The 25,828-nt window shown below is 69.4% G+C and carries 18 protein-coding genes and 1 tRNA gene; 11 read left to right on the forward strand and 8 right to left on the reverse strand.

Annotation, left to right across the window (positions count from 1 at the left end; translation table 11 throughout):
* Window positions 1-51: 51 nt before the first annotated feature.
* From ML539_RS01850 to ML539_RS01870, 5 genes are all read right to left on the reverse strand, one after another.
* The gene (locus ML539_RS01850; RefSeq protein WP_243320126.1) at window positions 52-3,162 is read right to left on the reverse strand and encodes an MdtB/MuxB family multidrug efflux RND transporter permease subunit; all 3,111 of its coding nucleotides are present in this window, start codon (window positions 3,160-3,162) and stop codon (window positions 52-54) included.
* 4 nt (window positions 3,163-3,166) lie between these two features.
* Window positions 3,167-4,360 (reverse strand): MdtA/MuxA family multidrug efflux RND transporter periplasmic adaptor subunit, encoded by a 1,194-nt coding sequence (locus ML539_RS01855; protein ID WP_243320128.1) that lies wholly within the window; start codon window positions 4,358-4,360, stop codon window positions 3,167-3,169.
* Between the two features lie 182 nt (window positions 4,361-4,542).
* Window positions 4,543-5,034, reverse strand: a complete 492-nt coding sequence (locus tag ML539_RS01860; RefSeq protein ID WP_243320130.1) for a MarR family winged helix-turn-helix transcriptional regulator — start codon at window positions 5,032-5,034, stop codon at window positions 4,543-4,545.
* A 76-nt stretch (window positions 5,035-5,110) separates the two neighbouring features.
* A complete protein-coding gene (locus ML539_RS01865; RefSeq protein ID WP_243320132.1) occupies window positions 5,111-6,433 on the reverse strand; it encodes a DEAD/DEAH box helicase in 1,323 nt (440 codons plus the stop codon).
* A 204-nt stretch (window positions 6,434-6,637) separates the two neighbouring features.
* Window positions 6,638-10,963 carry a BadF/BadG/BcrA/BcrD ATPase family protein gene (locus tag ML539_RS01870; RefSeq protein WP_243320133.1) on the reverse strand — a complete coding sequence of 1,442 codons (4,326 nt, stop codon included), beginning with the start codon at window positions 10,961-10,963 and terminating at the stop codon, window positions 6,638-6,640.
* 240 nt (window positions 10,964-11,203) lie between these two features.
* On the opposite strand from ML539_RS01870, the gene ML539_RS01875 reads away from it, so the two are divergent.
* The gene (locus tag ML539_RS01875; RefSeq protein ID WP_243320136.1) at window positions 11,204-12,973 is read left to right on the forward strand and encodes a tetratricopeptide repeat protein; all 1,770 of its coding nucleotides are present in this window, start codon (window positions 11,204-11,206) and stop codon (window positions 12,971-12,973) included.
* Between the two features lie 6 nt (window positions 12,974-12,979).
* Here the strand turns inward: ML539_RS01875 and hisS are convergent, their stop codons facing one another.
* Window positions 12,980-14,227, reverse strand: coding sequence for a histidine--tRNA ligase (hisS, locus tag ML539_RS01880; protein ID WP_243320138.1), 1,248 nt, complete (start codon window positions 14,225-14,227; stop codon window positions 12,980-12,982).
* On the opposite strand from hisS, the gene ML539_RS01885 reads away from it, so the two are divergent.
* From ML539_RS01885 to prfA, 6 genes are all read left to right on the forward strand, one after another.
* Window positions 14,226-15,017: an N-acetylmuramoyl-L-alanine amidase gene (locus ML539_RS01885; RefSeq protein ID WP_243320140.1), complete on the forward strand. Its 792-nt coding sequence runs from the start codon at window positions 14,226-14,228 to the stop codon at window positions 15,015-15,017. The genes hisS and ML539_RS01885 overlap by 2 nt on opposite strands.
* 108 nt (window positions 15,018-15,125) lie before the next feature.
* A tRNA-Arg gene (locus tag ML539_RS01890) sits at window positions 15,126-15,202 on the forward strand.
* A 587-nt stretch (window positions 15,203-15,789) separates the two neighbouring features.
* Window positions 15,790-16,116 (forward strand): helix-turn-helix transcriptional regulator, encoded by a 327-nt coding sequence (locus ML539_RS01895; RefSeq protein WP_243294257.1) that lies wholly within the window; start codon window positions 15,790-15,792, stop codon window positions 16,114-16,116.
* Between the two features lie 13 nt (window positions 16,117-16,129).
* Complete coding sequence (locus ML539_RS01900; RefSeq protein ID WP_243320144.1) at window positions 16,130-16,891, forward strand: hypothetical protein; 762 nt, start codon at window positions 16,130-16,132, stop codon at window positions 16,889-16,891.
* 141 nt (window positions 16,892-17,032) lie between these two features.
* Window positions 17,033-17,281 carry a 50S ribosomal protein L31 gene (gene rpmE / locus ML539_RS01905; protein WP_243320146.1) on the forward strand — a complete coding sequence of 83 codons (249 nt, stop codon included), beginning with the start codon at window positions 17,033-17,035 and terminating at the stop codon, window positions 17,279-17,281.
* A 69-nt stretch (window positions 17,282-17,350) separates the two neighbouring features.
* Window positions 17,351-18,424 (forward strand): peptide chain release factor 1, encoded by a 1,074-nt coding sequence (prfA, locus tag ML539_RS01910; protein ID WP_243320148.1) that lies wholly within the window; start codon window positions 17,351-17,353, stop codon window positions 18,422-18,424.
* 315 nt (window positions 18,425-18,739) lie between these two features.
* Here prfA and ML539_RS01915 read toward each other — a convergent pair whose 3' ends face one another.
* The gene (locus ML539_RS01915) at window positions 18,740-19,582 is read right to left on the reverse strand and encodes a hypothetical protein (protein ID WP_243320150.1); all 843 of its coding nucleotides are present in this window, start codon (window positions 19,580-19,582) and stop codon (window positions 18,740-18,742) included.
* A gap of 53 nt (window positions 19,583-19,635) precedes the next feature.
* Here ML539_RS01915 and hrcA point away from each other — a divergent pair, with 53 nt between their 5' ends.
* The 4 genes from hrcA (at window position 19,636) to dnaJ (ending at window position 24,549) form a co-directional block, all read left to right on the forward strand.
* Window positions 19,636-20,685: a heat-inducible transcriptional repressor HrcA gene (gene hrcA / locus ML539_RS01920; RefSeq protein ID WP_243320152.1), complete on the forward strand. Its 1,050-nt coding sequence runs from the start codon at window positions 19,636-19,638 to the stop codon at window positions 20,683-20,685.
* A 34-nt stretch (window positions 20,686-20,719) separates the two neighbouring features.
* Window positions 20,720-21,409 carry a nucleotide exchange factor GrpE gene (locus tag ML539_RS01925; RefSeq protein WP_243320154.1) on the forward strand — a complete coding sequence of 230 codons (690 nt, stop codon included), beginning with the start codon at window positions 20,720-20,722 and terminating at the stop codon, window positions 21,407-21,409.
* 78 nt (window positions 21,410-21,487) lie between these two features.
* Window positions 21,488-23,350, forward strand: a complete 1,863-nt coding sequence (gene dnaK, locus ML539_RS01930; protein WP_243320156.1) for a molecular chaperone DnaK — start codon at window positions 21,488-21,490, stop codon at window positions 23,348-23,350.
* 38 nt (window positions 23,351-23,388) lie between these two features.
* On the forward strand, window positions 23,389-24,549 hold the full coding sequence (dnaJ, locus tag ML539_RS01935; protein WP_243320158.1) for a molecular chaperone DnaJ: 1,161 nt from the start codon (window positions 23,389-23,391) through the stop codon (window positions 24,547-24,549).
* Window positions 24,550-24,654: 105 nt separating this feature from the next.
* On the opposite strand, the gene ML539_RS01940 is transcribed toward dnaJ, so the two are convergent.
* Complete coding sequence (locus tag ML539_RS01940; protein ID WP_243320159.1) at window positions 24,655-25,812, reverse strand: GGDEF domain-containing protein; 1,158 nt, start codon at window positions 25,810-25,812, stop codon at window positions 24,655-24,657.
* Between the last annotated feature and the right edge of the window lie 16 nt (window positions 25,813-25,828).

Here is a 25,828-nt window from a genome sequence, read left to right on the forward strand (position 1 = left end):
GGAGCATGGTGCCGCTGGCGCGGCGCGGAGAGATGGGGTGGGCGTGGCCGTTCATGACTCGGCCATATCAGGCGAAGCCTGTTCTGCGCCTCGCCAGCGGCGCACCCTCCTGGCCAGCCGGTCGAAAGCTAGATAGATGACGGGCGTCGTGTAGAGCGTCAGGATCTGGCTGAAGATGAGGCCGCCCACGATGGCGATGCCCAGGGGGCGGCGCAGCTCGGCGCCGACGCCGGTGCCCAGCGCCAGGGGCACGCCCCCGAGCAGGGCCGCCATGGTGGTCATGATGATGGGCCGGAAGCGCAGCAGGGAGGCCTGGTAGATGGCCTCCTCCGGCGGCAGGCCGTCCTTGCGCTCGGCTTCCAGCGCGAAGTCGATCATCATGATGGCGTTCTTCTCGACGATGCCGATGAGCAGGATGATGCCGATCAGGGCGATCACGCTGAAGTCGGTCCGGCAGATCATGAGCGAGAGCAGGGCGCCCACGCCGGCCGAGGGCAGGGTCGAGAGGATCGTGATGGGGTGGATGTAGCTCTCGTACAGCACGCCCAGCAGGATGTAGACCGTCAGGACCGCGGCGAGGATGAGGAAGGGCGTGTTCGTGAGGGAAGCGCCGAAGGCCTGGGCCGTGCCCTGGAAGCCCGCCTTGATGCTGGCGGGCATGTCGAGCTCGCTCCGGGCGCGCTGGATGGCTTTCACCGCGTCGCCGAGAGAGGCGCCGGGGGCCAGGTTGAAGGAGACGGTGGCGGTCGGGAACTGTCCCTGGTGGTTCACGGCCAGGGGCGCGGTGACGGTCTCGATGCGGGTGAAGGCGCTGAGGGGCACGGATCCGCCGGAGGCCGACCGGACATAGATGTTCTGCAGATCCTCGGGCCTCTGGTACTGGCCCGGTCGTGCCTCCAGCACCACGCGGTACTGGTTCAGCTGGGTGAACATGGTGGAGACCTGCCTCTGGCCGAAGGCGTCATAGAGCGCGTCGTCGAGCATCTGGGGCGTGATGCCCAGGCGCGAGGCGGTGGCCCGATCCAGGACGATGCGCACCTGGAGGCCGGCGTTCTGCTGGTCGCTGGCGACATCCCTGAGCTCCGGCAGCGACGAGATGCGCTCGACGAAGCGGGGGACCCACAGGCCCAGCTCCTTTGGATCCGCGTCCTCGAGGGTGTACTGGTACTGGGTGCGGCTGACCCGGTCCTCCACGGTGAGGTCCTGGATGGGCTGGAGGTACAGGCGGATGCCCTGGATCTTCGCCAACTCGGGCTGGAGGCGGTGGATGACGTCCATGGCGCTGAGGCCGCGCTCCTCGAGGGGCTTGAGGTTGATCTGGATGCGCCCGCTGTTGAGGGTGGTGTTCGTGCCGTCGATGCCGATGAAGGAGGACAGGCTCTCCACGGCCGGGTCCTTGAGGATCTCCGCGGCGAGGGCCTGCTGCCGCTCGGCCATGGCGGAGAACGACACGGTCTGCGAAGCCTCGGAGATGCCCAGGAGCACGCCGGTGTCCTGCACCGGGAAGAAGCCCTTGGGGATGGCGAGGTAGAGCAGCACGGTGGACGCCAGAGTGGCCATGGCCACCACGAGGGTGCCGGTCTGGTGCTTGAGCACCCAGGAGAGTGTGCGGCCGTAGAAAGCGATGATCCGCTGGAAGACCCGCTCCGAGGACTGGTAGAAGCGGCCCTGTTCCGAGGGCGGCGTGTGCTTCAGCAGCTTGGCGCACATCATGGGCGTGAGGGTGAGCGACACCACCGCGGACACCAGGATGGTGACGCTCAGGGTGACGGCGAACTCGCGGAAGAGGCGGCCCACGATGTCGCCCATGAACAGCAGGGGGATCAGCACGGCGATGAGCGAGACGGTCAGGGACAGGATGGTGAAGCCGATCTGGCCCGAGCCCTTCAGCGCCGCCTGGAGAGGCGGCTCGCCCTCCTCGATGTAGCGCATGATGTTCTCGATCATCACGATGGCATCGTCCACCACGAAGCCCGTGGAGATCGTGAGGGCCATGAGCGTGAGGTTGTTCAGGCTGTAGCCGAGCAGGTACATCACCCCGAAGGTGCCCACCAGCGAGAGCGGCACGGCCACGCTGGGGATGACCGTCGCGGCCAGGGTGCGCAGGAACAGGAAGATCACCATGACCACCAGGGCGATGGTGAGCATCAGCTCGAACTCCACGTCCGCCACCGAGGCGCGGATGGTGACCGTGCGGTCGGTGAGGATGTTGAGCTCCACGGCGGCGGGCAGGGAGGCCCGGAGCTGGGGCATCAGGTCCTTTACCCGGTCCACCACGGCGATGATGTTGGCGCCGGGCTGCCGCTGGATGTTGAGGATGACGGCGGGCGTGCGGTTCATCCAGGCGGCGAGCCGCGCGTTCTCCACGTCGTCGGCGACGGTGGCCACCTCGGACAGGGCCACCGGCGCGCCGTTCTTGTAGGCGATGATGAGGGGCCGATAGTCCTCGCTGGAGAGCAGCTGGTCGTTGGCGCCGATCGCGTAGGCCTGTCGCAGGCCATCGAAGCTGCCCTTGGCCTGGTTCACGTTGCTCTGGGCCACGGCGGTGCGCACATCGCCCAGGGTGAGTCCCTTGGCTGCCAGGTCCGCGGGGTTGGCCTGGATGCGGACGGCGGGCTTCTGGCCGCCGCTGATGCTCACGAGGCCCACGCCGGGAAGCTGGGAGATCTTCTGGGCCAGCCGGGTGTCCGCGAAGTCCTCGACCTTCGACAGGGGCAGGGTCTTCGAGGTGAGGGCCAGGGTGAGGATGGGTGCGTCGGCCGGGTTGATCTTGCTGTAGATGGGCGGATTGGGAAGGTCGCGGGGGAGGTAGGTGCCTGCGGCATTCACGGCCGCCTGCACCTGCTGCTCGGCCACGTCGATGTTCAGGTCCAGCACGAACTGGAGGGTGATGATCGAACTGCCACCGGAGCTGGAGGAGGACATGCGGTTCAGGCCCGGGAGCTGGCCGAACTGGCGCTCCAGGGGGGCGGTGATGGCGGAGGCCATCACGTCCGGGCTGGCGCCGGGATAGAAGGTGACCACCTGGATGGTGGGGTAGTCCACCTGGGGAAGCGCCGAGACCGGGAGCTGGCGGAAGGCCAGCAGGCCCACCAGGAGCAGCCCGGCCATCAGCAGCGAGGTCGCGATCGGCCGAAGGATGAAGGGCCGGGATGGATTCATCGGGTCAGCCCTTCGCGGCCGGGGGTTTCGGAAGGGCGACCTTGCTGCCCGGACGGAGCTTGTCGAGGCCGTCGGTGATGACGGTCTCGCCGCCCGCCACGCCCTGCTTGAGGGCGGTGTCGTCGCCATCGGTGGCGAGCACTTCCACCGGGCGCATGTCTGCGGTGCCGTCCGCCTTCACCACGTACACGAAGGCTCCCTGGGGGCTGCGCTGCACCGCGGCCGTGGGCACGATCACCACGCCGCGCAGGGTGTCGACCAGCAGTCGGGCGTTCACGAACTGGTTGGGAAAGAGGGTGCGGTCCTCGTTGGTGAAGAGGGCCTTGAGGCGCACGGTGCCCGTGGCGGAGTCCACCTGGTTGTCGATGGCCGCGAGGGAGCCGGTGGCGAGGCGGACCTTGAGGTCCCGGTCCCAGGCTTCGACGGGCAGCTTCGCGCCCTTGGCGGTCTGCCGCAGCACGTTCTGGATGTTGTCGGCGGGCACCGCGAACACGACGTTGATGGGCTGGATCGGCGCGATGACCGCCAGGCCGTTGGCGTCACTGGCCCGCACCATGTTGCCGGCGTCCACCTGGCGCAGGCCCACCCGACCCGAGATCGGTGCGGTGATGCGGCTGTAGGTGAGGTTCAGCTTGGCGCTTTCCACCTGGGCCTGGTCGGCCTTGAGGGTGGCTTCGTACTGGGCCACGGAGGAACTCTGGGTGTCCAACTGCTGCCGGGAGATGATGCCCTGCTGGACCAGTCCCTGGAGCCGGTTCAGGTCCGCGAGCGCGTTCTGGTAGGCGGCCCGGTCCTTGGCCAGCTGGCCCTCGGCCTGCATGAGCTGCACCTGGAACGGCCGAGGGTCGATCTCCGCCAGCAGATCGCCCTGGCGCACCATCTGGCCCTCGGTGAAGGCCACGCGCACCAGCTGGCCATCCACGCGGCTCTTCACGGTGACGGTGTTCAGGGCAGTGACCGTGCCAAGGCCCGTGAGGCTCATGGGCATGTCGCCCTGCCGGGCGGCGGCCGCCACCACGGGAACGGGGCGTCCCCCCGCGGGGTTCTTGCCGGCGTCCTTCTTCGTGCCGCCACGGAAGAAGATCGCCCAGACGAGGATCGCGACCGCTCCCAGGACAGCCCAGAGGCGCCAACCGCTCAGGAGGGCGGGGCGGGCGGCGCTGGATTCATACGACGGGATGGGATCGGTGGCGTCCATGCGGGAGTCGAAGCCTTTTCAAGGAGGGGGCGGAGGATGAGCTCAGCTCCGGACCGGCGACAGGTCCAATGGTTGGACCATCCAGCCGGATACCCGGTTGGCCATGAAAGTAGAAAACCTGCTCCCGGCGGGCCGGACATGACCCCGATCAGATGGGACGGATGAGGCAGGCCGCGGCCCGGTCATGGCACTGGAGCCTGGTCCGTGCTCTGGGCGACCGTGGCGGCATACATGGCCTCCAGGTTGCCGACCATGGTCCGCAGGCTGTGGGTCAGGACCCGCTGCTCTTCCGGAGTCAGGCCGGCCGTCATGGACTCCCGGATCTCCGTGGCCAGATCCCGCAGCTCGTGGGCCAGGGCCAGGGCGCCCGGGGCGAGCTCGATGAGGATGCGGCGCCCGTGCCGGGGGTCCGGCTTGGCGGTGAGCAAGCCCCGCTTCACCATGGCCTTCACCACCCGGCTGGCGGTGGGATCGTCCATCCAGACCTGCTGGGCCAGGGGGTGGAGGGAGGAGGGGCCCTGTTCGAGGAGCACCAGCATCACCCAGAACTGCTGGGGGCTGAGGCCGTAGGGAGCCAGCCGCGCCCAGACCACCTGCTTGAGGACCCGCCGGACGGCGGCGGCCAGGGTGCCGGGGTTGGCGTCAGAGAGGGAGATGGAAACCCGATCTTGCATAAGCAACAAGGCTGCGCCCCATCTACCCTCGTGTCAAGGGGTATAAGCGCCTTTGTTGACTTGGCAGGTCGCCTGATTACTTGCCGCGGGTGCTGGGTCGGGCCGGATGGCGGCCGCGCTCGCCCCGGGGGGTCTGGCCCTGGTCGGAGCGGGGGCCGGAGCGAGAGTTGGGGCGGGAGCTGCGCGCGGGGCCGCGGCCCCGGCCGCCGCCCCCGCCCTGGCGCCCCGTCTGGATGGGCTCGGCCGGGATGCTGGGATCCGGGGCGTAGCCCGTCACCACCTGTTTCGGCAGCTCCTTGCGGAGCAGCTTCTCGATGTCGCGCAGCAGCTTGTGTTCGTCCACGCAGACCAGGGACAGGGCCTCTCCCTCCGCGCCCGCGCGGCCCGTGCGGCCGATGCGGTGGATGTAGTCCTCCGGCACCTGGGGCAGCTCGTAGTTCACGACGTTGGGAAGCTGATCGATGTCCAGGCCCCGGGCGGCGATGTCCGTGGCCACGAGGACGCGGACCGCGCCCTTCTTGAAGTCCTCCAGGGCCTTGATGCGCTGGGGCTGGCTCTTGTTGCCGTGGATGGCCATGGAGCTGATGCCGTCCTTGTCCAGCTGCTCGGAGAGCCGGTTGGCGCCGTGCTTGGTGCGGGTGAAGACCAGCACCTGCTCGAGGTTGCGGCTCTGGATGAGGTGGGCCAGCAGGGCGCGCTTGCGCTCCCGGTCCACGGGATGCACGACCTGGCGCACCAGCTCGGCGGCCGTGTTCTGCGGGGTGATCTGCACGGAGGCGGGGTTCTTGAGGAACTTGGAGGCCAATTGCTTGATCTCGTCCGTGAAGGTGGCCGAGAAGAGCAGGGTCTGGCGGCTGGTGGGCAGCAGGGCGAGGATCTTCTGGATGTCGCGGATGAAGCCCATGTCGAGCATGCGATCGGCTTCGTCCAGCACCAGGATCTCGAGCTGGCTGAAGTTCAGGTTGCCCTGGCCCTGGTGGTCCAGCAGGCGGCCGGGGGTCGCGACCAGGATCTCGACGCCGGCCCGCAGGGCCTTGGTCTGGGGGTTGATGTTCACGCCGCCGAAGATGGTGGTGGAGCGCAGGGGGATGTGCTTGCCGTAGGCGCGGACGCTCTCCTCCACCTGCATGGCCAGCTCGCGGGTGGGCGTGAGGATGAGGGCGCGGATGGGGTGGCGCGCGGGCGAGGCCGAGGTGCTGGCGTGGGGGGCCAGCAGCTGCAGCAGGGGCAGGGTGAAGCCCGCGGTCTTGCCGGTGCCGGTCTGGGCGCGGGCCAGCAGGTCGCGGCCCTCCAGCACCAGGGGAATGGCCTGGGCCTGGATGGGGGTGGGGGTTTCGTAGCCCTGCTCGCGTACGGCGCGCAGCAGCTCGGGCATCAGCCCGAGGGTGTCGAAGGACATGGTCGCTCCTGGAAGGGCCCGCCCGCGGATGGTTCCGGGGGCCCGGTCAGGGCGAGAAAGGGGTATTCGGACTGAAAAGAGGCGGAGACCGGGGGTCGCCTGCGATCACGAAGCCATTAGTTTATCTGAATAGTCAGGATTTCGCCAGCCACCTTCCAGACAGGCGTTCCAGGTCGGCCATAGAGCCAGGAACGATGGGGCGCTTCAGATGGAAGACGCCGTGCGCAGCAGGGCATCCGCGGGGGCCGGGCGGCGGGCGCGGCGATGGCGGCGGTGGTGGTGCCGGCGGTGGACCTCGAAGGCGAAGGCGTCCAGGGCCTCGGAATCCGGGGGCTCGCCGTTGAGCGACAGGGAGAGCGTGAGCAGCCCCTCCCGTTCGGCCACGTGGACGAACTGGGCGTCCGCCAGCTTGGAGGGCATGCACTCCAGGGGGCCCACCAGGACGGCAGCGTCGATCTCGCCCCGGCGCCAGCCCAGGATGGGGGCGCCGAGGGTGAGCACGGCCTCCCCTTCCAGGGCCTCGCGAAGGTAGGGGGCGGAAGCCTCCAGGACCCGGGGCAGGGACCCGCGGCGCGGCCAGCCCAGCTCCGCCTCCAGAAGGCCCTCGGCCACGGCCAGGATCCGCTCGCGGATCCAGCGCTCCACCTGGGTGGCGGGGCCCTTCTTGGCGCCCTGGGCCCGCGACGTGTACTCGGAATACTGGATGAACTCCGTGGTGGCCTCCATGTCCACCCGGAGCCCCCGGGACGCGAGGGCACGGGCGGCCTCCCCATTGGCGAAGGGATCCAGGCGCACGTAGATCTCGCCCGTCATCAGCACGCGGGGCAGGTCGGCGCCGCTGTCCGCTTGCCGGAGCTCGCCGAGGGCCTGGCGGAGCAGTGCGGGCAGGCCGTAGACGCGCCCCGTGGCGACCTCGGTGATCACGCGGGTCGCGCTGAGGTCTCCCTTCGCGGCCGCTTCCAGGTGGGCGGCCAGGCGGCCGGCCCAGCGGTCCCGGATGGACTGCGCCTGACCCGGCAGCCGTTCCGCGGCCCGGACCAGGCCGAGGGCGCGCTCCAGCGTGCCGAAGGCCGCCATGCCCGCGAAGAGGATGGCCTTGAAGCCGGCGGGCAGGCCACCGAAATAGTCGCCGTAGGGGGGTGACCAGATCCGCACGCGCCCCTCTTCGCCCAGCCGCTTCAGCACCAGCTGGTGCAGGGTGCGGTAGGCGCCCATGCGGCAGGGGCCCGAGGCGGCGGGGAGCAGCAGGCTGACGCGCTCGCCGGGATGGCGCTCCAGGTGGGCCAGGAGGTTCCCCAGCACGAGGGTCATGGGCAGGCACTCCTTCCCGGAGGTCTGCCGACGGCCCAGGAGCAGGGCGGTGTGGTCCGAGGGGGGCAGGGCTTCCGCGTTCACGCCCATGCCCCGCAGGGTGGCCGCGGCGGCTTCGGTCTCCGGACCCATGGGCGGGATCAGCAGGCGCTCGCCCAGGCTCTGGATCTCCCGGAAGGTGCGGGTGCCCACGGACAGGTCCGACGCGTCCCGCGGGGCGCTCCGGGTGGTCCGCTGCCGGTCCTCGCGGACGCAGTGGAGGAAGGCCTCCACGCGCGTCTTGGTGCCCGCGTCCCCGGAGTGGCCGTCGGTCTCGATCACGGCATAGGGTCGTCCCTCCATGAGCCAGGCGAACATCGGCACCGTGAAGCTGTCCGGCCCGCAGGCGTAGTTGGAGCAGAAGATGCTGTAGATGTCCGGCGTCCTCCGGACCTGCCAGGCGGCGCGCAGGATGCGCTGGCTGTGGCCCCAGAAGATCTCGTCGAAGATGGGCGCGTCCTCCGCCACGGGCAGGCAGTCCAGGGGGATGCCGATGGCCCCCTGTTCCCGGAGGATGGCGGGCACGTTGGAGTTCAGCACGTCGTTGTGGAGGGTGTAGCCCCGCCCCAGCAGGACGACCGGCACGATCCCGCGCTCCCGGCAGAAGGCCAGGGCCCGGCGGCCCATCTCGCGAAGGTCGGCCTCGAAGGCGAGCTGCGCCGCGCGGGCGATCCGCCAGGCGGGGCGCCAGCTCAGGGGCCGGCCCAGGTCCGTGGCGAGGGTGCGGCAGGCGGCGAGGAAGGTCCGGGAGTCGAAGGCGCCGGCGCCGTGGTCCACCACGGGCGAGAGCACCTTGGGCCCGTCCTCGCCCAGCAGAAGCCGGAGCACGTCCGGCGCGCCCTGCGAGATGGGACAGACGACGGAGTGGGTCTCTCCGCCCACCCGCGGGAGCTCGCGCATCATGGGCAGGAACAGGTAGTCCGGCCGGTCCTCGGCCATGCCCGCCACGAGGCCGTGGTACTGCTGCATGGGGGCGCAGAAGGGCACCCCGGCTTCCTCGATGCCGCGCTTCAGGGCCTCCCGGCCCGGGGAGGGCGCCACCTGCAGGTCGAAGCCCAGCTCGTGGAGGAAGGTGGCGAAGAAGGGGAAGGTGCCCTGCAGCTGGAACTCACCGCTGATCCCGATGAGCGGGCGGCCGCGCCGCTCGGAGAGGCGCTCGGAGAGGCGGGCCAGCCACTCGCGGCGCTCCCGGAAGGGGTCGGGGGCCAGGTCGGGCAGCTTGGCGCGGCGCGTCCCCTTGTCCCACAGCGAGCAGCCGCCGCCCCAGGTGAACTTCGTGACCCGGCCATCCACCTGGGTGGTGAGCCGGTCGATGCGGCACTTGTTCCCGGCGCCGCCGCATCCCTGAGTGGCCGTGCAGACGAACTGGTCCTTGGCTGCCACTTCCGCCTGCAGGAAGCGGGCGCCGTCGAGGGGCCCGACCTCTTCCCAGGCCACCTCCCGCGCCGCCAGGAGCGCGATGCCCACGGCGCCCATGAGGCCGGGCCGCGGCGGCACGATGACCTCCGCCCCGGTCTGGCGGGCCACGGCCGCGGCCAGCGCGTCCGACGCGAAGGGCATGCCCTGGCAGAAGACCACCTGGCCCACCGATCGGCTGCCCTTCACCCGGTTCAGGTAGTTCGCCACCACGGAGTCGTAGATGCCCGAGATGATGCTGGCCTGCGGGGCGCCGGCGGCCACGGCCTCGTCGATGACCTCTGCCATGAAGATCGAGCAATGCTGTCCCAGGGAGATGCAGCTGTCCGCCGACAGGGCCACCTGTCCCAGCTGGGCCACGGACTCGATGCCGGTGAACCGCCGCCCCTGCTCTTCGATGAAGGAGCCCGTGCCGGCGGAGCAGGCCTCGTTCATGGCGGCGTCCACCACCTTGCCGTCCGCGAGGCGGATGTACTTCGCGTCCTGCCCGCCGATCTCGAAGATGGTGTCCACCCGTGGATCGCACTGGAGGGCGCCGGTGGCGTGCGCGGCGATCTCGTTGATCACCCAGACCGACTCCCGGCCGTAGCACACGGAGAGCAGCGAGCCGACGATCTCGCGCCCCGAACCCGTGACGCCGAAGCCCTGGATGCGGTGGGTGGCGGCGGGGCTGGCGAGGAGCTGGCGCATGAGGGCCTGGGCGGCGGCCACCGGGGCGCCGTCCGTGGGCAGGTAGCCCTCCCAGAGCACCGCGCCCAGCCGGGCGTCCAGGGCCACGGCCTTCGATCCGGTCGAGCCGATGTCGAAGCCCACGACCACCTCCCGGGGCTCCATGTCCACAGACCCGGAGGACACAGGCCCGGCGGCCAGGGGGCCCGACGGCTCCGCCAGGCGGCGGACCCGGTTCAGGTGGAAGGCCAGGGGCTCGGTCACCTCCAGGGAGGCCCGGTCCGGCGGGCGCAGCAGGGCGCCCAGTCCGGGCACGGCGGCCGGGGTCTCCGCGGCCAGCACCGCGCAGCCCAGGGCTTCGAGGAAGAGGCGATCCTCCTCCCCGGTCTCCAGGAAGGTCAGGCCGTGGGCCGCCGCATGGCGCCGGAAGTGGGCCTGGACGCGCGCCGAGCGGGCCACGCCGCCCGCCAGGAGGAGGCGTTCGGGGCAGACCTTCGGCTTCATGAGGGCCTGCACGTTCTCGGCGATGGCGTCGAGCAGCCCCGCCAGGATGCGCTCCCGGGATTCCCCCTTGTTGGCCAGATGGGTCATGTCCGTCTTGAGGATCACGGGGCAGCGCCCCGACAGCGGCGCCGGGTCCGTCACGCCCTCCGCCAGGCCGGACGCCTCCTCCACCGTGAGGCCGAACCGCCCCACCAGCTGCTGCAGGAAGTTGCCCGTGCCCTGGGCGCAGCGGCCGTTCTCCCGGAAGATCTCGCGGCCTTCCCCCCGGAGCTCCAGCACGGAGAAGCCCCGGCTGCCGATGGACACCACGGTGGCAGGCGTCGCGCCGTGACGGAGGCGGAACCCCGCGGCCAGGGCCTGTCGCCCCGGCACCCGCGCCAGTGCCACGGGGCGGCCCATGCGGCCGGTCACCGCCGCGCCGTCCACGCTGCCCCAGTCCCAGGCGCCGAGCAGGTCCACGAGCACCTTGCCGGGTTCCTTCCCATGGGGCACCCGGGCCCGGCGGGTCCAGGTCCAGGCCCCGGCCTCGCCCACCAGCTCCACCGCCTTCAGGGTCTCCGCGCCGAGATCGAGGCCGATGAAGCGTGCCATGGCGTCTCCCTACGATCACCCGATGGGTTCCCGGGCAGGATGGGTGTGACCAGAGGCCAGCGGCCAGCGGCAAGGCGCGGGTGTCGTCCTTTGTCGTGCCCTTCCGGGATTCGGGTAATCCCTCCATGGATCCGCGGTTTTGGCTTGACGGTCAAGGGGGTATCGGTAGAATTCCGTTGCATTTTCAATGGGATCATCCGGCGTCGGAAGGTGGAGGAAAGGTTCTCCCCGGGAGTGGCGATGGCAGACGAGGCCCTGGAGGAGCGGCTGGAATCCTGGAAGGAGATCGCGGCCTACCTGGACCGCGATGTCCGGACGGTCCAGCGCTGGGAGAAGGGAGAGGGCCTTCCCGTGCACCGGCACCTCCACGACAAGCAGGGCAGCGTCTTCGCCCACCGCTCGGAGGTGGACGCCTGGCGGGCCGGGCGGATCCTGGCCCCCGACGGGGAAGGACCGGCCGCGGCGCCGGAGGCCGTCGCCGCGGCGGAGCCCGCGCCGGTCGAGGTGATCCGGCCGGAACCGCGGGGCGCGATGCCCTGGGTGCTCTGGTCCCTCACCGCGGCGCTGGTGCTGGCGGGCGTCCTCGCCCTGGTCTGGCGCCTGGGCTTCAGGCCCTCCCGGCCGGGCCCGGCCCTGGCGGTGCTCCCCTTCGTGGACCTCGGCGGAGAGCGTGGCCAGGAATTCTTCAGTGACGGCTTCACCGAGGAACTCATCACCCAGCTCGGCCGGCAGCAGGGCGAGGGTGGCCGCGTGGTGGCCCTGCGTTCGGCCCTGGGCTACCGGAATACGGAGAAGCGGCCCCGCCAGGTGGCCCGCGAGCTGGGCGTGGACTACCTGCTGCAGGGGTCGGTGCGGCGGTCGGGCGACCGGGTGCGGGTGGCGGTGCACCTGCTGCGCGGCGCCGACGAGACGCACATCTGGGACAGCAGCTTCGACCGCAACGTGCGGGATGTCCTGGTGCTCCAGCGGGAGGTGGCGGATGCCATCGCCAGCGGAATCAGCCTCAAGCTGGAGCCCGGACGGGCCCACCCCAGGCCCGTCAAGCCGGAGGCCTACGAGGCCTACCTCCGGGGCCGTTTCCTCTGGAACAAGCGCACCCCGCAGGACCTCTACCTTGCGCTGGAACGATTCCAGGAGGCCGCGCGGCTGGATCCCACCTTCGCCCCCACCCACGTGGGCATCGCGGACTGCTACGCGCTCCTGGGTTCCGCCGAGATGGGCGCCCTGCGGCCCGGCGAGGCCATGCCCCTGGCCAAGCGGGAGGTGACGACCGCGCTGGAGCTGGATCCCGCATCGGCCGAGGCCCACGCTTCGCTCGGCCACATCCGACTGATCTACGAGTGGGATTGGGATGGGGCCGAGGCCTCCTTCAACCGGGCCCTCGATCTGAACCCGGGCTACGCCACCGCCCACCAGTGGTACGCCCTCTACCTCAGCGCCGTGGGCCGGAGCGACGATGCCCTGGCCGAGCTGCGGAAGGCCGAGGAGCTGGACCCGCTGTCGCCCGCGGTGAAGTCCGCCGTGGCCGAGGCCCACTACTTCAACCGGCGCTACGGCGAAGCCGTCGCGGCCTCGCAGAAGGCCCTGGAGCTGGACCCCGGGTTCATCCTGGGCTACCTGAACCTGGGCCGGGCCCTGGTCATGCAGGGGCGGCACGAGGAGGCCATCACGGCCCTGACCGAAGGCTGGGAGCGCTCCGGCCGGGCCCCGGGCATGACGCTCTTCCTGGGGCTGGCCTACGCGGCCAAGGGGAACCGCGGCAAGGCCCAGGAGATGCTGAATCTCCTCAACCACCCCCCGGACTTCCATGGGAAGCCGGTGTACGTGCCGGCCCTCTACCTGGCTGGGCTCCAGGGCGGCCTGGGGGATCGGGAAGGCGAGTTCCGCAGCCTGCAAAGGGCCTTGGAGGAGCGCTGCGAGTACCTGATCTACCTGGACCGCGAGCCCATGGCGGATCCCATTCGCCGGGACCCCCGGTTCAAGGATCTCCTCAAGGCCGTCCGGCGGTAGGAGAGCTCAGGACCGTCCGAGGCGCCCCGCCAGTTCGCCCAGGGGCCAGCTCTCCTGCTCGCCGCTGGCCATGTGCTTGACGGTGATGGTGCCCCCATCCAGTTCCCCGTCGCCGAGGATGAGCACGGTCTGGATGCCGGTGCGGTTGGCCGTGGCCATGGCCTTCTTGAGGGCCCCGCCGCGGGTCTCCAGCTGGAGGGCGATGCCCGCGTCCCAGAGCTGGCGCGCGAGCTTGAAGGCTTCGACGGTGGCCCGCTCGCCAAGAGGGATGAGCAGGGCGGGAGCGGCCTGGGGGGCCTCGCCGCGCACCTGCTCCAGCACCATGGCCAGGCGGTCCAGGCCGATGGCCCAGCCGAAGGCGGGCACATCAGGGCCGCCCAGGTGCTTCACCAGCAGGTCGTAGCGCCCGCCGCCCAGCAGGGCGCTCTGGGCGCCAAGGTCGGAGCTGAGCAGTTCGAAGGCCGTGCGGGTGTAGTAGTCCAGGCCGCGGACCAGGCGCGGGTTCTCCTCGAAGGGGATGTCCAGCTCCGTGAGCAGGGCCTTGAGCCGCGCGTGGTGCTTCGCCGAGGCCTCATCGAGGTAATCGGTGATGACCGGGTGGCCTTCCAGCGCCGCCTGGCAGCTCTCGTTCTTGCAGTCCAACACGCGCAGCGGATTGGACTCGATGCGTCGGTGGCAGTCCGCGCAGAACTGCGCTTCCCGCGCCGCGAAGAAGGCGCGGAAGGCCTCATAGAAGGCCGGCCGGGATTCGGGCGTGCCCACGCTGTTGATGGAGAACACCATCCGCTTGAGCCCCAGCTCCTTCAGGAAGCTGTGGAGCATGAGCAGGCTCTCGGCCTCGCTCTCGGGCGTGGCCACGCCGAAGCTCTCGGCCCCGATCTGCCAGAACTGGCGGTAACGGCCCGTCTGCATGCGCTCGTAGCGGAACTGGGGACCGATGTAATAGAACAGGGCGGGATCGCTGGAGGCCAGCAGCTTGTGCTGGATGGCGGCCCGCACCACGCCGGCGGTGTTCTCCGGGCGCATGACCACCTGGCGGCCGCCCTTGTCCGTGAACTCGTACATCTCCTTGTTCACGATGTCGGAACTTTCCCCCACGCTGCGTTTGAAGACATCGAGTTCCTCGAGGATGGGCGTGCGGATCTCCCCGTACCCGTGGCGGCCGAACACGCGCCGGGCGGTTTCCTCGATATGCTGGAACCAGCGAAGCTCCGCCCCGAACAGATCCCGCATACCTTTCACCGACTGGGCCATGATCCGACTCCTGAGCTTTCTGCCGCTCGCCACCTTCAGCCTACTGTCTTGGGCCCAGAGTCCCAAACCCGCCGGTCCGGCCCTCCATCCCCCCCGCCTGAAGGTCATGGTCGACCCGGGGCATGGGGGCGACGACGGGGGGGCCCGGGGGCCCAAGGGCCTGAAGGAGAAGGCGGCGGCCCTGGAGATCGGCAGGGCCGTGGCGGCCAAGCTCGAGACTGCGGGCTTCGAAGCCGTCCTCACCCGCGAGGACGACACCTTCATCCCCCTCTGGGACCGGGCCAAGGCCGCCAACGCCCAGGGGGCCGACCTCTTCATCAGCCTCCACCTGAACGCCGCCCGCGCCCGGGCCGCCCGGGGCTCCGAGGTGTACTTCCTGAGCCTGGGGAAGGGCGATGACGAGGAGGTGGTGGCGGCCGAGAACGCCGGCGCCGGGGACGCCCCGGCCAGCGCGGACACCGTGGTGGCGAGCATCCTGGACGACCTGGCCCAGAAGGCCTTCCTCCAGGACTCCGAGCGGCTGGCCGTGGCCATCCAGGGCCAGCTGAACCGTCTGGCCGGCATCAAGGAGCGGGGGGTCAAGCAGGCCCCCTTCATCGTCCTCCGGGGCGCGGCCATGCCCGCCGTGCTGGTCGAGGTGGCCTTCATCTCCAACCCCAAGGAGGAGGGGAAGCTCAAGGAGGCCGCGTTCCGCGCCAAGGTGGCCGATGCCATCACCCGCGGCGTCCGCCGCTACTTCGCCCAGGCCAACGGCAGCGTGCGCCGGAAGACCGTGGCCGGACCAGGCTGAACGCCCCTCAGCGTCCTCTGCCCTCCGAAGCCAATGGTCGCGGGAACCCCGCCTCCCGAGCCTCAACCTTGAACAGAACCCCGATCGCCGCCATGATGGAAGGCCGCAGTACCCGTAGCTCAGTTGGATAGAGCGTTGGCCTCCGAAGCCAAAGGTCGCTGGTTCGAATCCAGTCGGGTGCACCAACAAAGCCAGGGGGGCCGCATGGCCCCCCTGGCTTTGTTGATGGTCTCTGGATTCGAACCAGCGAGTGGACCGCCCGAGACGCGCCTAGATGGCGCGTCGAAGCGGGCCGGCGGCGCGAAGCGGCGCGGTTCGAATCCCGACCGGGCCGCATGGCCCCCATGCCTTTGTTGCGGTTCCCTGGATTCGAACCAGCGAGTGGACCGCCCGAGACGCGCCTAGATGGCGCGTCGAAGCGGGCCGGCGGCGCGAAGCGGCGCGGTTCGAATCCCGACCGGGCCGCATGGCCCCCCTGCCTTTGTTGCGGTTCCCTGGATTCGAACCAGCGGGTTGGCCGCCGAAGGCGCTGCCTCCGTCTGACAGACAGGGCCAGCGCTGTCCTCCCGCTCCTCAGCTCCGCTCGTTGGCGGAGCCGGAGCCTCGGTGGCGCCGGCGCGGGCCAAGGCGGCGCAGCCGCACGGTTCGACTCCCGACCGGGCCGCCTGCCCCCCGCCGGTGGGAAGTTCCTTCCTGTGAAAACATTTGTGGGGGCGCCTTGACTGGCCTCATTTTGCGAGGCACAATGATCCTGCCTAAACCGGAGGTCCCAGTGGATCGTGAACTCCTGAAAGGCAGCACTCCCTTGCTGCTGCTGTCGCTGCTCTGCGAGGGGCCCATGTACGGCTACCAGATCATCGAGACGGTCCGCCAGAGAACGGGGGGAACCTACACCCTCAAGGAAGGGGCTTTGTATCCGGCCCTCCACAAGCTCGAGGCGACCGAGTTCATCACCTCGTACTGGGAAACCCAGGAGAACGGGCGGGAACGGCGCTATTACGCCATCCAGCCCGCGGGCCAGGCCTTCCTGACCGCCAAGAAGAAGGAGTGGAACCAGTTCGTGGACATGGTCCAGGCCTTCGTCGGGCCGAGGGCCTGAAGGATCCCTCACCGTGTCCCGCGCGCTCGACGGCTACCTCGCGCAAGTGGCTGCTGGCCTGAGGGGAGTGTCCCGCTGGCGGCGCCTCAGGCTGCTGCGGGAGCTGGAGGCCCACCTGCTGGATGAGGCCGAGGCCAGGGGCATCGAAGGTGAATCGGCCATGGCGGCCCTGCTCGCCGAGAAGGAGCGCCCCGGCTTGCTGGCCGGGGAACTGGCGGCGGGCGAGGGCCAGGACGCCACCCACCGCGGGGGCACTGCCCTGGCCGCGGGCATGATCATCGGGATCGCCACGGGCAGCCACATGTGGTTCGAAGGCTGGCGCTGGTACATCTGCGTGGCCTTCGCCGCGGCCCAGGGGCTGGCCGTGGGGGCCGGCTACTTCTGGGCCCGGCGCCACTGGCTCCGGCTCGATCCCTGGGCGAGAACGGCCGTGGCCGTGCTGCTCACCTCCCTGCTCTCGATCCCCCTCGGGTTCACCACGGCCCACGGGTTCAAGCCCACGCGGCTGTTCTATGGGGCCTATACGGGATTCCTCCTGGAGCGCCACAGCCAGGAGCGCCCGCTCTGGCAGACCCTCCTGGAACCTGTCCTCTTCACGGCCTTCATGTTCGCCCTCGAGACGGGGTTCCTGGGCCGGATCCGCTTCCGGTGGTGGCAAGTGCCCCTGGAGCTCAGCTTCAACGCCACCTTGCTGGTCAGCGTGATGCTGGCGCTGAAGCTGCGCCGCGTCCTGGCCGAGCGCTGGGTGCTGACGCCCCAGGAGCAGGAGGGCTGATCCAGGCCTGTTTCCGGGCCCTGCCCGGGGAATCCTCCTTGAGGGACGGGTGATTTGGCGATAAGCTATCCATCTTGCGTGGACAAGCCGCGTGCGTTCACCCCGCCCATGGGGGCATCCGGTCGGTCCCAGGAGGAAGAGATGAAGGAAAAAATCCACCCCGAACTGCACGATGTGAAGGTGCACTGCGCCTGCGGCAACGAGTTCATGACGCGCTCCACCAAGAAGGAGCTGCGCGTGGAAATCTGCTCCAACTGCCACCCGTTCTTCACGGGCAAGCAGCGCCTGATGGACACCGAGGGCCGCGTGGAGAAGTTCAACAAGAAGTACGCGAAGAAGGAAGCCCCGGCCGCCGCTCCCGAAGCCGCTGTCGAGACGACCGAAGCCTAGCTGCACCATTCCGAGGGAGGGGCCGATCTTCGGCCCCTCCCTTTTTCGTACCGGTGCTCTGGAGGCCCCATGCTTGACCAGCTAGAAGCCGTGGATGCCCGCTTCCAGGAAGTGGAGGCGCAGCTGCAGGATCCCGCCGTGGTGTCCGACCCCAAGCGGCTGCGGGAGCTGACCAAGCTCCGCGCGGAGCTGGAGCCCGTGGTCCAGGCCTTCCAGGCCCAGCGCACGCGTCTCAAGCAGCTGGAGGAGGCCGAGTCCATCCTGGGCGACAAGACCATGGACGCGGACCTCCGCGAGATGGCCGAGATGGAGATCCCCGACCTGAAGAAGGCCATCGCCGAAGGCGAAGCCGAGATCAAGCGCCTGCTCATTCCCAAGGATCCCGCTGACGCCAAGAACGTGATTCTCGAGGTCCGCGCCGGCACCGGCGGCGAGGAGGCGGCGCTCTTCGCCGCGGAGCTCTTCCGCATGTACATCCGCTTCGCCGAGCGCCGGGGCTTTAAGGTATCCGTGTTGGATGAGAGCGACGCTGATGCGGGCGGGCTCAAGGAGGCCACTGCGGAGATCCAGGGCGACGGCGCCTACAGCCTCTTCCGCTTCGAGAGCGGCGTCCACCGCGTGCAGCGGGTCCCCAAGACCGAGACCCAGGGCCGCATCCACACCTCCGCCGCCACTGTGGCCGTCATGCCCGAGGCGGAGGAGGTCGACATCGAGATCCACCAGAAGGATCTGCGCATCGACACCTTCTGCTCCGGCGGCAAGGGCGGCCAGAGCGTGAACACCACGTACTCCGCCGTGCGCCTCACCCACCTGCCCACGAACACGGTGGTCAGCTGCCAGGACGAGCGCAGCCAGATCAAGAACATGGCCAAGGCCATGACTGTGCTGCGCAGCCGGCTGCTCCAGAAGGCCCAGGACGAGGCGGACGCGGCCCACTCGGCCCTCCGCAAGTCCCAGGTGGGCAGCGGCGACCGCAGCGAGAAGATCCGCACCTACAACTTCCCCCAGGGCCGCGTCACCGACCACCGCATCGGCGTCACCATCCACCAGATCGACAGCTTCATGTCCGGCCAGCTCGAGCCCATCATCGAGCCCCTGCGCGCCGCGTTCGAGGCGGAGCGCCTGCAGGCGCTGGAGGCGTGAAGCTCTGCCGCTGAGCGCTCGCCGCATACGCGGCTCTGCGTACGCTGCGACTGGCAGCCCGCGATCGGGCGGTCCCCCGGACCGCCCTCCCGTTCGCCCGGCCCTTGGGGCCCGGGCTCACGGAGCGGGGCCCCCCATGTCCGGCCAGCTCGAGCCCATCATCGAGCCACTGCGCGCCGCGTTCGAGGCGGAGCGCCTGCAGGCGCTGGAGGCGTGAACTGGCTATCAGCCATCATCTGTCAGCTCTCAGTAAAAGCAGAAGCGGGAGGCGAGCCTCCCGCTTCCTTGTTGTTTCTGACAGCTGATGGCCGGCAGCTACTTCTTCAGCGTCACCTTCTCCGGCGAGGTCAGGCTGAAGGCGACGGGCTTGCTCGCTGGGATCTTGATCACAGTGTCGGCGGTGCCGGCGGCCACGGCGGTGCCGGCGGCGGCGCCGATGGCCGCGCCACCGAGGGCGTGGTCACCTTGGTTCTTCTTGTCGGAGAGCAGGCCCACCAGGGCGCCGAGGGCCGCGCCGCCGCCGATGTACTTGGCGTTGCGCTCGCCGCGGGCGGTGGCCACCACCACATGCGTGTCCGTATCGATGCCGACGCCGGCGACCTCGGTGAGACGGATGCCCAGGGCGCCCTTGCCGTTGCTGAGACGTCCCGCCGCAGCGCTCTGGGTCACGACGCCCCGGGCGGGGCTGCCGGCGCTCCAGACCAGCTTGCCGTCCACCACGACGTCAGAGGCCAGCGAGCCCTCCCAGGCATCCCCGGCCTGGTCTTTGTCCGTTGCCAGCTCGCGGGCCAGGGTGATCTCGAGTTTCGTGCCGGTGGGCACGTCGATCACCACGGGCTTGGGCGCCTCCTTGGCGACGGGGGCGGAAGCCAGCATGGCGGCTTCCTGCTTCTTGGCCTCGGCGCGCTTCTTCGCGTCAGCCACCTGGCGCTCCAGGGCCTTCACCTGGGACTTGGTCACCTGCTTGACGGTCTCGGCGTCCTCTCCGGTGACCTTGCCGGACTTGGCCTCGGCGAGCTGCTGTTCGAGCTGGGCAACTTTGGCCTCGGCTGCCTTGGCGGCTTCGTCCGCCTGGATGGCGGCTTCGCTCTTGCGGTTGCATCCCACGGCCAGGACAAGCGCCGCGGCGAGGGACATTCGGATCAGGGCTGTGCGCATGGGACCTCCGTTGGGGGGGTATATAGTATGACAGCCCGCAAAGTTTACCTACCATGGCCACCCCCAACCTCAATCCCCGCGGCGAATCCGTGCTGCGCACCCTCATCGAGGCCTACCTGGAGGCCGGCGAGCCCGTGGGTTCGCGCCTGCTGTCCAAGCGGTTCCCGGAACCCCTCTCCAGCGCCACCATCCGGAACGTGCTCTCGGACCTGGAGGACGAATCCCTGGTGGCCCAGCCGCACACGTCGGCCGGGCGGGTCCCCACGGAGCGGGCGTATCGCTACTACGTGGATCGCTGGCTGAAGGCGCAACCCCCGGACTCCGAGCTGGAAGGGCGTCTTGCCACGGCGCTGGATGGCCTCGACCTGGATCCCGAGTCGTGGGCCCGGCACGCCAGCCGGACGCTGGCGGAGGTGATGGGAGGGGTCTGCCTGGCCCTGCCTCTGCCTCTGACCCAGAGCCGCCTCGTGCGCCTGGAGTTCGTGCCGGTGGGACCGGGCCGCCTGGTGGCGATCTGGGTGGGGAGCCTGGGCGAGGTCGATCACCGCATCATGGATAACCCTTGGAATTACAGCGATACCGTGCTGACTGAGCTGGCGAACTTCGCCACTGCCCAGTTCGCGGGCCTCACCCTTGGGGAGATGCGGTCGAAGTTGCTGGACGCCCTGCAGGCGGGGGCCCGGGAGGGGGAGACATTCCGGACCCGGCTTCAGGAGCTGGCCTCCCAGTGGCCCGAGGAGCGGCAAGCTGGCGACCCTCCCGTGCTGGTGTCAGGGCTGGGGCGTCTCGGCCAGCTTCCCGAATTCGAGGATGTGGCCCGGTTTCGTGGCCTGGTGGCCGCCTTCGAGGAGCAGGGCCGCCTGGCCCGCCTGCTGAATGCCTTCGCGGACAGGGCCTCCCAGGACATCCAGCTACTGCTGGGGTCGGAGAATCCCTATCTGGACGGCTGGCCTCTGGCCACCGCCGTTCGCACGGTGGGGCTGGGACCGGCGGGCTATGTCACCTTCGCCCTGGTGGGGCCGCTCCGCATGGACTACGGCCGGGTCATGGGTGGCCTGCGGTGGTGGTCCAGGCAGGTCCAGCGGCGGCAGGGCGGATCCTGACGCGGTTCCCCGCCGGACTGCGTATACTGCTGCGATGACCACCGGCACTCCCCGCGAGCCCAACGACCTGCCCGCTCCACCCTCCGGCGAGCCCGAGGATGTGGTGGATCTCAGCCTGGACGATGCCTTGGAGGCGGATCTCCAGTCCGTCGCGGACGAGGTGGCCTCGGGGTATCCCGCACCATCTCTCGAGGAGGGCGAGCTCACGGAGCTCGACGGCTCTCGGGAGGGTTTGGAGGCGGCCCTCACCGAAGCCGAGCGGCAGATGGAGGAGATGCTCCGGCGGGAGGCCGAGCTGATGGATCAGCACCGGCGTCTGGCGGCGGACTTCAACAACTTCCGCAATCGCGTCCAGCGCGACATCGCCCTGGCCGTGGAGCAGGCCGAGCGGAAGATTCTCCTCGAAGTGCTTCCCGTCCTCGACAACTTCGAGCGGGGACTCAGCGCCTCATACCAGGATGTCGACACCTTCCGGGCCGGCGTGGAGCTGATCCAGAAGCAGTTCGCGGAAGCGCTTCGCCGCATGAACGTCGAGCCGCTTCCGCTGAAAGTCGGAGACACGTACGACGCCCTTCACGCCGAAGCGCTCACCACCTTCAGTGATCCGGGCCTTCCGGACGGCGCGGTGGCCGCGGTCTACGAGCGCGGCTACAACCTCAAGGGACAGCTCCTTCGTCCCGCCCGCGTGGTGGTGAATCGGCTCCAGGATTCCGGGAAGCCCTAGCGGCCGCCCGCCCCGTGCCTTTGGATGACCCAAGAATCCGATTTATCATGAAGTTGCAATTCACCGGGAGTTCCACCCATGGCAGGCAAACTGATCGGCATTGACCTCGGTACGACGAACAGTTGCGTCTGCGTGATGGAGAGTGGCGATTCGCGGGTGATCCCCAACCGGGAGGGGAGCCGCACGACTCCCTCGGTGGTGGCCTTCACGGACAAGGGTGACGTGCTGGTGGGCCACATCGCCAAGCGCCAGGCGGTCACGAACCCGCAGCGCACCCTGTTCGCCGTCAAGCGCCTCATCGGCCAGCGGTTCAACGCCCCCAAGGTCCAGGAGGCCATCGGCCGGCTGCCCTTCCCCGTGGTCTCCGCGCCCAACGGGGATGCCTGGCTGCGCGTGGGCGAGCGGGACTATGCGCCGCCCGAGGTCACGGCCATCGTCCTGCGATCTCTGAAGCAGGCGGCCGAAGCCTTCCTCCATGAGGACGTGATGGACGCGGTCATCACGGTCCCGGCGTACTTTGATGATGCCCAGCGCCAGGCCACCAAGGATGCCGGCAAGATCGCCGGCCTCAACGTGCAGCGCATCATCAACGAGCCCACGGCGGCGGCCCTGGCCTACGGCTTCAACAAGAAGGGCCTGAAGCAGATCCTAGCCATCTACGACTTCGGCGGCGGCACCTTCGACTTCACATTGATGGAGATGAACGACGGCGTGTTCGAGGTGCTGGCCACCAGCGGCGACACCTTCCTGGGCGGCGAGGACATCGATCTGGCCATCCAGAACTGGCTCGTGCAGCAGTTCCGTGAGAAGACGGGCATCGACCTATCCTTCGACCGCATGGCGCTTCAGCGGCTGAAAGAGGCCAGCGAGAAGGCCAAGTGCGAGCTGTCCACCCTGGACCGGGTGGAGATCCGCCTGCCCTTCATCGCCCAGGCCCCAAGCGGCCCCCAGCACCTCGAGGCCACCCTGACTCGCGACCAGCTCGAAGATATGGCCCGCGCGCTGGTGGAGCAGACGCTGGTCCCCATCAAGGACGCGCTGGAGCAGGGCGGCAAGACGCCCAAGCAGGTGGACGAGGTGATCCTCGTGGGCGGGCAGACCCGCATGCCCATGGTGCAGCGCCTGGTGCGGGACTTCTTCGGCAAGGAGCCCAACCGCAGCATCAACCCGGACGAAGTGGTGGCCACGGGCGCCTCCATCCAGGGCGCGGTCCTGAAGGGCGACATCAAGGACCTGGTGCTGCTGGACGTCACGCCGCTCAGCTTGGGCATCGAAACCCAGGGCGGCGGCTTCGTGAAGATCATCCAGCGCAACGCCACCATCCCCACCCGGGACGCGCGCACCTTCACCACGGTTACGGACAATCAGAGCCGGGTGGAGATCCACGTGCTGCAGGGCGAGCGCGAACTGGCCGAGCACAACAAGAGCCTGGGCCGGTTCGACCTCATCAACCTGCCGCCCCTCCCCAAGGGCGTGCCTCAGATCGAGGTGGCCTTCGACATCGACTCCAACGGCATCGTGAAGGTTTCGGCCCGGGATCTCATGACCGGCCTGGAGCAGAGCATGAGCATCCGGCCCAGTTCCGGCCTGTCCGAACTGGAGATCCAGCGCATGATCCGCGAGGCCCTGGCCAACGCCGAGACCGATGTGAAGAAGCGCGACGCGCTGAAGTACATCGCCTCCGCCGAGGGCCTGATCTTCTCCTGCGACAAGAGCTTCGCGGAATGCGGCAAGTACCTGGCGGAAGACCAGCAGATCATGATCCGCGAGGTGCTCTCCCGCGCCCGGCAGGCCGTGGCCTCGCAGGACTCCACGGCTCTCCGGGCCTGCGAGGGCCAGCTGCTCGAGGCCCAGAACCTGCTGACCGACGCCGTCCTGGCCGCCAGCGAGGCCATGATGGCCTCCCTGGATGGCGAGGATGAAGGGGCGGGGCCGAATTAGGCCGGCCCATCGGCTATCCTGGAATCCAGGATGGGTGCATGAAGCGTGACTACTACGAAGTCCTCGGCGTCTCGAAGGACGCGGGGACGGATGAACTGAAGAAGGCCTACCGCAAGCTGGCCATGGAGCTGCATCCCGACCGCAATCCGGGCAACAAGGAGGCGGAGGAGAAATTCAAGGAGGCCGCGGAGGCCTACAGCGTGCTGTCGGATCCCGAGAAGCGCCGGGTGTACGACCAGTTCGGCCACGCGGGCCTGGGCGGCGCGGGGGGCGGCGGCCAGCAGTTCCAGTTCGACCCGAACCAGTTCGCGGATTTCGAGGACATCCTCGGCAGCTTCTTCGGCGGCGGGCTGTTCGGCGACCTCTTCGGCGGCGGCCGGCGGCGGGCCAGCGGCGAAGAGCGGGGTTCGGACCTGCAGTACAACCTGAAGCTCAGCTTCAAGGACGCGGTCTTCGGTAAGGAGAGCGTGGAGCTCAGCATCCCGCGCCTGGAGGCCTGCGGCACCTGCCATGGCTCGGGCTGTGAGCCGGGCACGCGTCCGGAGACCTGCCCCCAGTGCCGTGGCGCGGGCCAGGTGGCCATGCGCCAGGGCTTCTTCCAGATGCTCACGCCCTGCCCCCGCTGCGAAGGCAAGGGCCGCATCATCCCGAAGCCCTGCCGCGAGTGCCGCGGAGAGGGACGGGTCCATCGGAAGGCCAAGGTGAGCTTCAAGGTGCCCGCGGGCGTGGACCGGGGCACGCGCCTCCGCCTCCAGAATCAGGGCGAGGCCGGACGCTTCGGAGGCCGCACCGGCGATCTCTACGTGGTGTTCGACGTGGAGCAGGATCCGAAGTACGAGCGGGACGGGTTCGATCTCCACCAGCGGCTGGAGGTGTCCTGGCCCCTGCTCGTGACCGGCGGCGCGCTCGACGTCGAGACGCCCTACGGCGCGGACAAGGTGAAGCTGGCGGCGGGAACTCCCGCGGACCATGTGGTGAAGCTGGTGAACGCCGGCGTTCCCCGGCTCCAGGGCAGCGGCCGGGGCGATCTCTATCTGCACCTGCGGGCGGCCGTGCCGAAGTCCATTACGGCCGAGCAGCGCCAGTTGCTGGAGCAACTCCGCCGGAGCCTCGACGGCGAACCCGCCGGGGAGGGGGAAGAAGGCTTCCTGGCCAAGGTATTCGGGGCCGAGAAGGGCGGGAAGAAGAAGCGGAAGTAGGGGACTCGGGCTTCAGTCCTCAGGCTTCAGTAAAAGATGCGAACCTGCCGGGCCGCTCTGGTGGGTTGACGCAAAACTGAGGACTGAGGACCGAGGACTGTCCCCTTACCCTGCCACCACCACCTGCCGCTTGCCTTCCCGCTTGGCGCGCAGGAGGGCGCGGTCGGCCTGTTCGATGAGGTGGCCGGCCCCGTCCGCGTGCTCCGGGAAGGCGGCCACGCCGGCGCTGAGAGAGATGGTCAGGCGGTCGTTCCCGATGGCGACGGGCTGGCCCAGGGTGACTTCGATGAGGCGCTCCGCCAGCTTCTGAGCCCCCAGGGAGCGGGTACTGGGCATGATGAGGCAGAACTCGTCCCCCCCATAGCGGTAGAGGCGGTCATGGGCGCGGCAGAGACGTTGGGCGGTCCGGGCGACGGCCTCGAGCACGATGCTTCCCGCGGGGTGGCCGTACTGGCTGTTCACCTGCTTGAGGTCGTCCACGTCGATGAACACCAGGGCCACGGATTCCCCCTTGGCGGCGGCTTCGCGCACCGTCTGGGGCAGCTCCGTCTCCAGGCACCGGCGATTCTGGGCCACGGTGAGGTCGTCCTTGAAGGACAGGGCCTTGCTCTCTTCCAGGCGCCAGGCGTTGAGCAGCAGGGGCTCCACGTCCTCGAAGCCCAGGAGGAAGCGCTCGGGTGGCTCGAGAGGGTTCAGCAGGCGCAGGAGGCCCAGTTGCTCCGAGGCGGCCAGGAGGAAGGCCTCGCCCCGGCGAACCAGGTCCAGGGCCTCGTGGCGGGGCAGGGGGGCCTCCGGGAAGGACCCGTCGCCGGCCCGCTGGTAGAACCGGTTCTCCTTGCGGAGCCAGATCGCGCCGCCCTTCGCCCGGGATTGCCGGATGGCGCGGGTCAGCATGAGCTTCAGCAGCTCGTCCAGGGAGGCCAGATGGAGCATCTGGCGCAGCCATCCCTCGCTGCCGAGGTCCCGCTGCCGCAGGTGCCGGAGCGCCTCCCGGGCCGCCTCGAGAGGGCGGTCCTGGCGCATCACCCAGCCCGGCCGCTGTTCCAGCACGGCGCTGATCTCCTCCGCCTCCGCCTCCTGGACCCACCACAGGATTTCCGATCCTTCCGCCGGAATCAGCCGCGGATCGGGCCGTTCCGCCACCAGCACCAGCGAACCGGGGCCCGGCCCCGGCACCACGTCGTGGCCCCAGGCCTCCAGGGCCGCTCGCAACGCATGACCGGCCGTGGACGGTTGCGGTTCCAGCCAGTGGATGTGGTGCATGGGGCTCCGGGGAGGT

It is taken from the genome of Geothrix sp. SG200 (assembly GCF_022808935.1).
Classification (GTDB): Bacteria; Acidobacteriota; Holophagae; order Holophagales; family Holophagaceae; genus Geothrix; species Geothrix alkalitolerans.

What these genes read in the sequence shown, in the direction of transcription:
- ML539_RS01850 (WP_243320126.1), bottom strand. Translation starts at nt 3,162, where the DNA reads ATGAATCCATCCCGGCCCTTCATCCTTCGGCCGATCGCGACCTCGCTG.
- ML539_RS01855 (WP_243320128.1), bottom strand. Translation starts at nt 4,360, where the DNA reads ATGGACGCCACCGATCCCATCCCGTCGTATGAATCCAGCGCCGCCCGC.
- ML539_RS01860 (WP_243320130.1), bottom strand. Translation starts at nt 5,034, where the DNA reads ATGCAAGATCGGGTTTCCATCTCCCTCTCTGACGCCAACCCCGGCACC.
- ML539_RS01865 (WP_243320132.1), bottom strand. Translation starts at nt 6,433, where the DNA reads ATGTCCTTCGACACCCTCGGGCTGATGCCCGAGCTGCTGCGCGCCGTA.
- ML539_RS01870 (WP_243320133.1), bottom strand. Translation starts at nt 10,963, where the DNA reads ATGGCACGCTTCATCGGCCTCGATCTCGGCGCGGAGACCCTGAAGGCG.
- ML539_RS01875 (WP_243320136.1), top strand. Translation starts at nt 11,204, where the DNA reads ATGGCAGACGAGGCCCTGGAGGAGCGGCTGGAATCCTGGAAGGAGATC.
- ML539_RS01885 (WP_243320140.1), top strand. Translation starts at nt 14,226, where the DNA reads ATGATCCGACTCCTGAGCTTTCTGCCGCTCGCCACCTTCAGCCTACTG.
- hisS (WP_243320138.1), bottom strand. Translation starts at nt 14,227, where the DNA reads ATGGCCCAGTCGGTGAAAGGTATGCGGGATCTGTTCGGGGCGGAGCTT.
- rpmE (WP_243320146.1), top strand. Translation starts at nt 17,033, where the DNA reads ATGAAGGAAAAAATCCACCCCGAACTGCACGATGTGAAGGTGCACTGC.
- prfA (WP_243320148.1), top strand. Translation starts at nt 17,351, where the DNA reads ATGCTTGACCAGCTAGAAGCCGTGGATGCCCGCTTCCAGGAAGTGGAG.
- ML539_RS01915 (WP_243320150.1), bottom strand. Translation starts at nt 19,582, where the DNA reads ATGCGCACAGCCCTGATCCGAATGTCCCTCGCCGCGGCGCTTGTCCTG.
- hrcA (WP_243320152.1), top strand. Translation starts at nt 19,636, where the DNA reads ATGGCCACCCCCAACCTCAATCCCCGCGGCGAATCCGTGCTGCGCACC.
- ML539_RS01925 (WP_243320154.1), top strand. Translation starts at nt 20,720, where the DNA reads ATGACCACCGGCACTCCCCGCGAGCCCAACGACCTGCCCGCTCCACCC.
- dnaK (WP_243320156.1), top strand. Translation starts at nt 21,488, where the DNA reads ATGGCAGGCAAACTGATCGGCATTGACCTCGGTACGACGAACAGTTGC.
- dnaJ (WP_243320158.1), top strand. Translation starts at nt 23,389, where the DNA reads ATGAAGCGTGACTACTACGAAGTCCTCGGCGTCTCGAAGGACGCGGGG.
- ML539_RS01940 (WP_243320159.1), bottom strand. Translation starts at nt 25,812, where the DNA reads ATGCACCACATCCACTGGCTGGAACCGCAACCGTCCACGGCCGGTCAT.